The following is a 7,048-nucleotide window of genomic DNA, read 5'->3' as shown; positions in this document are numbered from 1 at the left end:
CGCGCCCGGGGGGGCACCCACCCCCCTGCCCCGGCGCACGCAGGGGCCGCCCCGCGCGGGGCCGGGGGGGGGCGCCGCCCCCCCCGCCCCGCGGGGGGGGGGGGGGCCCCGGGGCCCCCCCCCCCTTCCGCGTGCGGTCACGCGTTCACGTGGTCATGCGGCCGGAAGGCCCCGTCCTTACGGGAGGACCTTCTCGATCTGCACGCTGCCGGTGCCGGCGGCGGTGCCGCGGGAGTTCAGCAGCTTGACCTCGCCGAAGAACTGCCGGCCCTCGGGGGCCGGGGCGTTCGCGACGACGTTCGCCGAGACGGCCGCCGAGGCACCGTTGGCGAGGTTCACCGCGGCGCCCTCGTCCACCTGGACGGAGCCCAGGCCGGAGGAGAAGTACACGTCGCGGTAGTCGTACGTGGTGGAGCCGGCCGGAACCGCGTAGCCGGTGACCACGATGGTGTAGGTACCGGCGGCCGGGTTGACCAGGCTCACCGACTCCTCGGAGTCGCCGTCGGCGGAGGAACCGACCTTCACGCCGTCCTTGAGGACGTCGAGGTCCAGGTCGGCGCCGGTGTCGGAGGTCTTGCCGATCGCCACGTCCAGGCGGGAGACGCCCTCACCGATGGTGACCGTGGTGGTCTGCTGCTCGCCGCCCGCGATGGTCGGCTTGGCGACCTTGGCGGAGCCGAGCGGGCCGCCCTGGAGCTTGCCGCCGGAGATGGCCGCGGCCTCGTTCTTGACGGTCCACTGGACCGGGGCCGGGGTGCCCTGCTTCACCTCGGGCAGGACCTTGACCGCCGGGTCGAAGCCCGCGCCGAGGACGCTGACGTCCAGCTTGAAGGGGTTGTCCAGCAGCGGCGACGTACGGCGCGACTCGACCTCGATCTCCCACACGCCCGGGGTCGGGTTCTCGTACGAGCGCAGGTCGGGGCGGCACTTGTTGGCCGGGTTGTCGTAGTTCGGGTAGCACTGGGTGGTGGCGCTGTCCTCGACGCCCACGCCGTACGGGTGGATCGAGATGAAGCGCGTCTGGCTGCCCGCCGCGAGACCGCCGAGGGCGACCTCGAGGGTCTTCGCGCCCTGCGGCACGGTGACGAAGTACGACTTGTGGCTGTTGCGCTGCACGGAGGAGGTGTCCGACAGCGTGAACGACGGCTGCGCCAGCGGGGCGGCGGCGACGACCGTGGTCAGGATCTGCTTGTCGATGCCCTCGGTGGTCTCGTCGTCCAGCTGCAGGATGCCGCTGTGCACGCCGGCCGTCTTGGCGTTGGCCTCGACCTTGATGGTGACGGGCTTGTTCAGCGGCAGCGTGACGTAGTCGTAGCCGCCGATGATCTTGAACGTGCCGTCGTCGTTCCGCCAGCTCAGGTTGTGGCGGGTGCCGTACTTGACGCCGGTGGTGCGGGTCACGACGACGTTGTAGACCTTCTTCTGGCCGACCTTCAGACCGCCCTCGCGGTCGTACAGGCCGGTGCCGAAGCCCGGGGTCTTCAGGAACTGGTCGATCGCGGTGTCGACCGGCGCCTTGACGGTGAACTCGTTGGCCTTGGCGTCGCGCTGGACGGACTCCCAGGCCTCGTTGACGTCGAGCAGGCCCGAGCCCTGGGCGTGCGCCGGGACGTCCGCGATCTTCTTCGCGGTGCTGGTGAGCGCGACGCGCAGCGCGGCCGGGGTCAGCTTGATGTTGTGCTGCTTCGCGGCCGAGAGCAGCAGGGCGCCGGCGCCCGCCGCCTGCGGCGAGGACATCGAGGTGCCCTGGAGCATGCCGTAACCGGCCGGCAGGCCGTAGCCCGCCTCCTTCACCGGCTGGCCGGGCACCCAGGTCTGGATGGTGTTGATGGCCGCGCCGGGGGCGGTGATGGTCGGCGTGAAGCCGCCGTCCTCACGCGGGCCGCGCGAGGAGAAGTTGAACATGTTGTAGTTCTTGGTGACGCCGGAGCCGTAGTTGGCGGCCCAGGTCTCCTTGGAGACCGCGGCACCCACGGAGATGACCTTGTCCGCGAGGCCGGGGTCGCCGATGGTGTTGACGCCCGGGCCCTCGTTGCCCGCCGAGATGACGAGCTGGACGCCGTAGGTGTCGATGAGGTTCTTGTAGAGCTCGGCGCGCGCGTTGTTGCCGTCGTTCAGCGCCGGCAGGCCGCCGATCGACATGTTGACGATGTCCACGCCGCGGTTGACGACGAGGTCGATCATGCCTTCGGTCAGCGCGACGTTGGTGCAGCCGCCGGACCAGGAGCAGGCGCGGGACGAGACGAGCTTCGCGCCGGGCGCCTGGCCGTTCATCTTGCCGCCGAAGAGGCTGTTGGCGGCGGTGATGCCGGCGACGTGCGTGCCGTGCTCGGACTCGATGATGCCGATGTTGACGAAGTCGGCCTTCTTGCCGACCCAGTCCCCGCCCAGCGGGTCCATCGGGACGTCCTTGCGGATCTGGATCACGAACGGGATGCGCTCGGAGACCTCGGTCGCCGGGTTGTCCGTGCCGAAGTAGCCGATCTGGAAGCCGTCCTTGTACGGCTTCATCGGCTCGTTGTTCGTGAAGTCGTTGTCCTGGTCGGTGTCGACGCGGACGGTGCCGGCGGCCGGGTCGTACAGCATGCCGAACCGGTCGGTGGTGTCGCCGTCGCGGTTGACGTCGCCCTTCATGTCACCGTTGGCGGTGATCGACTCGGTGAAGCGGCTCCACTGGTACGAGCCCTCCGGAGCCTTCCAGCTCTGGCCGCCCGCGGTGAAGCTGCCGCCGGCCGGGGCGACCGGGGTGACCTGCGGGCGCCAGGTGGCGTCGTTGTCGACGATCGGGTCGGTCGCGGTGACCCAGTCGACGATCTTGCGCTCGCCGGTGGTCGTCTTCTGCAGCGCCGGGTGGGCGATGTCGACGCCGGAGTCCAGGATGCCGATGGTCACGCCGCGGCCGTCGGCCTGCGGGTTCTTCGCGACGAAGTCCACCGAACCGGTCTCGAAGGACGGGTTGTACGGGTTCTTCGCCGGGGTGTTCTTGTCCGGTGCCGCGTAGTTCTCGGAGGCGGTCCTCTGCGCCTTGCCCGACTCCTTGCCCGCGTCGGGGCGCGGGTCCGGGAGCTGGATCTCGTGCTTGAGGTCCATGGCGTGCACGGAAGACAGCTTGGCGGCCGCCTTCAGCGCGGCCTCGGCCTTGCCGGTCGGCAGGGTGGCGCGCACGTAGCCGAGCTTGTCGTTGGCCTGGCCGACCGACGCGCCCTGGACGGACGTCAGCTGGTCGGTGACCTGCTTGGTCTGCCCGGGGGCGGTGGCCACCATGACGGTGACGGTCGCGTCACCCTTGGTCTTGGCCTCCTGCAGGAGTTCGGCATCGGCCGAACCGAGCTTCTGGTCGGCGGACTTGACGGCCGGACCGGTACCCGGCGTGCCGGTGCCGGGGCCGGTGCCGGTCGCCGCGAACACGGGCACGGCGCCCGTCGCGGCGAGCGCGGCCACCAGGCCGGCCGCGGCCGCGACGCGCGCGACGCGCCGGGCCCCGGATATCGAACTGGGGGATTCGAAGGTCATCAGCATCCCTGGCTAAGTGAAAGAAACGCTCCGGAATTCGGTGCCGGATGACCGGTCAGCTTTCCTCACGCGCCAGGGCTTTGGGGAGGTCTGTCATTGACCGAGACCTGACATGGCGGACTTCCGCCAGCGCACCGTGTGTGCCATCGGGGTCGTACCGGGGCATACCCCGGCGAACCATCAGGGTCGGTGAGTTGATTTGTCGATATCCCGACCTCGCGGCCGCGACGTGTGCGCGGTCAGCCGCGGGTCGGGTGTGACGACTTCGGGCGTTTCAGCGCTCGCGCGTGCGCGCGTAGTGGCGCGAGGCCTTCGCCCGGTTTCCGCAGGCGGACATCGAGCACCAGCGTCGGGTCCCGTTGCGCGAGGTGTCGTGGAAGTGGAGCACGCAGGTCTCCGAGGCGCACGTGCGGATCCGCTCGGGCGTCGAGCGCAGCAGCTCCAGGTAGTCGCGGGCGGCCGTCCAGGCCGGTCCCCACGAGCGGTCGTCGAACTCGGCCCGCTCGCCGGGGCCTTCGGCGGTCAGCGTGGCGCGGATGCGCCCGTGCTCCAGGACGGCGTCGACCAGGGACCGGGCGCTCTCGTCGGCCGGGTCGGCGACGGCGCGGGCCAGCGCCTCGCGGGCGGTCAGCAGGTGGACGAGGGTCGAGGGGTCGGCGCGGAAGCGGTCGGCCAACCCGGCGCTGCGCAGCCAGAGGGCGAGCCCTTCCATGCGGGTCAGCCCGAAGGCGCCGGCGAAGAGGTCGACCGGTGCGCCGTCCTGCACCCAGCGCGTGTTCAGCAGGTCCAGGGCGAGCGGCTCACCCGTCAGGGGGCGGGGGTCCGCCGTCGCCTCCGTGGTCATCTCGCCGCTCCTTCGCGAACGCCTACTAACCCCTCAAGGGTACGTGACCGGTTGACGCCTTCCGATCTAACCCTTAAATTGAAATTAGATGGTTAGAGCGCTCCGCCGGGGAACCGCGGGGCCCGTCGAAAGGGGGGCAGCCGTGACCGCTGCCGTCAGTGCGCTCCGCACCGGACACATCGGCCTGAACGTCACCGACCTCACCCGCTCGCTCGTCTTCTACCGGGACACCCTCGGCTTCGACCTCCTCGGCGAGGGCACGGATGAGGACCGCCGCTTCGCCTTCCTCGGCCGGGCCGGCGAGCTCGTCCTCACCCTGTGGCAGCAGGCGGACAGCGCCTACGCCCCGGCGGCGGCCGGCCTCCACCACCTGGCGTTCAGCGCCGACGGCATCGACGAGGTCCGCGCCTACGAGGCACGGCTGCGCGACCTGGGTGTCCCGTTCGCCTACGACGGGGTCGTCGCCCACGGCGAGGGCGCGGCCTCCGGCGGGATCTTCTTCCACGACCCCGACGGCACCCGCCTGGAGATCTCCGCACCGAAGGGCGCCGAGGACGCCCCCGCCCCCACCGCGGGGGCCCCGACCTGCGGCTTCTTCTAGAAGCCCACGGACCGACGCAGGAGGTCGTCATGGACCGGTACCACCCGGGCTCGCTGGCCGTACAGGAACGCGTCGGCGTGCGCGAGCTCGCCGAGCACGTCGGCCGCTCGATCGGCACGGACATCAAGGACGTCGCCGCGGCCTTCTTGGAACGGCAGCCGCACCTGGTCGTCGGCGCCGCCGACACCGCCGGTCGACTGTGGGCCTCGCTGCTCACCGGTCCGCCCGGCTTCGTCCGGGCCGTGGACGCGCGCCGCATGGCCGTCGTCGGCGGCCTGCCGGCCGGGGACCCGCTCACCGGGGCGCTCGCCGCCGACGGCACCCGGGTGGGGACCATCGCCCTCGACCCGCGCACCCGGCGCCGGATGCGGCTGAACGGAATCCTGGAGGCGAGCCCGGGCGGATTCGCCGTCGGGGCCGAGCAGGTCTTCGCCAACTGCCCCAAGTACCTGCAGAAACGGCAGCCGCTGGAGCGGATCGCCGAGGGGCCGGGGATCGTGCGCCGCGGGGGAGCGCTCACCCCGGGCCAGGAGCGGGCCGTCCGCGCCGCGGACACCTTCTTCGTCGCGACCACCGCCGGGGGCCGCGTGGAGGCGAGCCACCGCGGCGGTCTGCCGGGCTTCGTGGAGGTGCTGTCGCCGACCGAACTGTCCTGGCCCGACTACCCGGGCAACGCCATGTTCCTCACCCTGGGGAACCTGGCCGCCGACCCGCGGGCCGGGCTGCTGTTCCCCGACTGGGAGACCGGGGCGGTGCTCCAGCTGAGCGGCCGGGCGCGGACGGAGTTCGGGCCGGACGGCGGCCGCAGCGTGGTCTTCCGCGTCGAGGAGGCCGTGGAGGGCCTGCACGCCGGGCGGCTGCTGTGGAGTACCCCGGAGTACTCGCCGGCGAACCCGGCGCTGCCCCCTCACTGGGGGAGCACCACCAGGTAGGCGGCGGGTTCGCGGTCCTCGGCCGCCGTCAGGGCGGTCCGCAGGACCGCGGCCTGCTGCTCGGGCCAGTCGCGCAGCTTGCGCGGGGTGATGTGGAGGACGGTCACCCCGAGCCGCTCCAGGGCGTCCCGCTTGCGCACGGTCTGCGACCACTCCTCGTCCTCGCCCTGCCGGGGTGCGCGGGTGTCGATCTCCACGGCCACGGCCTGCTCGGGCCAGTACGCGTCGACCCCGCCGAGGTGCGGGCCGCCGGGCAGGCGCAGGTCCACGTTCCAGACCGGCTCGGGGAGTGCGAAGCCGCGCACCAGCCGGTACAGCCGGTCCTCGGCGATGGCCCGGCCCTCGGCGAGGAGCGACTCGACGGCGTCCACGACGTGCGGCCGGTTCAGCAGCCGGGCCACCGTCAGCTCCCTCACGACGGCGGCGGGTTCGCAGTGCCCGGCGCGGACGGCCTCGCTGAGCAGACGGCGTACGGTCCCGGCGTCGGAGAGCACGGCGACGGCGTCGGCCAGGGCCCGGGCCACCGGGGCCACCGGCAGCCCGGTCACCTCCACCGGCCGGGGCGGCGTGTGCGACCGGACGATGCGGACGGTGCCGACGGAGCGGAGCCGGCGGGTGTGCGGGACGAGCACGTCGATCTGCGGGAGGGAGAGCAGGGCGGGGGCGGAGGCGAACCGGTACAGGGCGAGCGCCGCCAGGCCGGTGACCATGACCTCGCCGCCGCGCCGGCCCGCGTACAGCAGGGCGGCGTGCAGTCGCTCCTCGCTCGTGGCGACCCCGGAGTGCAGGAGGAAGACGCCCGGGAGGATCTCCTGCCAGGAGCGGTCGGCGGCGTCGGAAGCGGTGACGCCGTGCTCGCGGAGCTGGGCGACGGTCAGCACGCGGGGGCGGCTGTCGGTGAGGTGCGTGAGGGGGAGGGGCGCGTTGGGGTTCATGCCGCGGAGATTCCCGCCCGGGGGCTGCCCCCTAACCGCTGTTACCGTCCCGTCGACAAATCCGGACAAGACAGCACTAAAGTACTGCCGTTCGATTGCCGATAGCCTGCGGTGCCGGGGCGCGGGGGGGGGGGGGCGGGCCCCCCCCCCCCCCCCCCCCGCGCCGGGGGGGGGGGGGGGGGGGCGGGCGCGCCCCCCCCCCGCCGGGGGGGCGGCGCGCCGC

Annotated in this window: 5 protein-coding genes; 2 read left to right on the top strand and 3 right to left on the bottom strand. The window is 72.6% G+C overall.

What is annotated here, in order from left to right:
- Nucleotides 1-177: 177 nt before the first annotated feature.
- Both ACFVGY_RS35135 and ACFVGY_RS35130 read right to left on the bottom strand, forming a co-directional pair.
- Nucleotides 178-3,513 carry a S8 family serine peptidase gene (locus tag ACFVGY_RS35135; RefSeq protein ID WP_385685793.1) on the bottom strand — a complete coding sequence of 1,112 codons (3,336 nt, stop codon included), beginning with the start codon at nucleotides 3,511-3,513 and terminating at the stop codon, nucleotides 178-180.
- 274 nt (nucleotides 3,514-3,787) lie between these two features.
- The gene (locus ACFVGY_RS35130; protein ID WP_385685790.1) at nucleotides 3,788-4,357 is read right to left on the bottom strand and encodes a CGNR zinc finger domain-containing protein; all 570 of its coding nucleotides are present in this window, start codon (nucleotides 4,355-4,357) and stop codon (nucleotides 3,788-3,790) included.
- Between the two features lie 142 nt (nucleotides 4,358-4,499).
- Between ACFVGY_RS35130 and ACFVGY_RS35125 the strand changes: the two genes are divergently transcribed.
- Together ACFVGY_RS35125 and ACFVGY_RS35120 are read left to right on the top strand one after the other, a co-directional pair.
- Nucleotides 4,500-4,958, top strand: a complete 459-nt coding sequence (locus tag ACFVGY_RS35125; RefSeq protein WP_385685787.1) for a VOC family protein — start codon at nucleotides 4,500-4,502, stop codon at nucleotides 4,956-4,958.
- A gap of 29 nt (nucleotides 4,959-4,987) precedes the next feature.
- Nucleotides 4,988-5,890 carry a pyridoxamine 5'-phosphate oxidase family protein gene (locus tag ACFVGY_RS35120; RefSeq protein WP_385685784.1) on the top strand — a complete coding sequence of 301 codons (903 nt, stop codon included), beginning with the start codon at nucleotides 4,988-4,990 and terminating at the stop codon, nucleotides 5,888-5,890.
- Here the strand turns inward: ACFVGY_RS35120 and ACFVGY_RS35115 are convergent.
- A complete protein-coding gene (locus ACFVGY_RS35115) occupies nucleotides 5,866-6,825 on the bottom strand; it encodes a hypothetical protein (RefSeq protein ID WP_385685782.1) in 960 nt (319 codons plus the stop codon). The genes ACFVGY_RS35120 and ACFVGY_RS35115 overlap by 25 nt on opposite strands.
- Nucleotides 6,826-7,048 lie beyond the last annotated feature (223 nt).

Source organism: Streptomyces sp. NPDC127106, assembly GCF_042677605.1.
Classification (GTDB): domain Bacteria; phylum Actinomycetota; class Actinomycetes; order Streptomycetales; family Streptomycetaceae; genus Streptomyces.
This window is presented reverse-complemented; position numbering and strand designations above follow the sequence as displayed.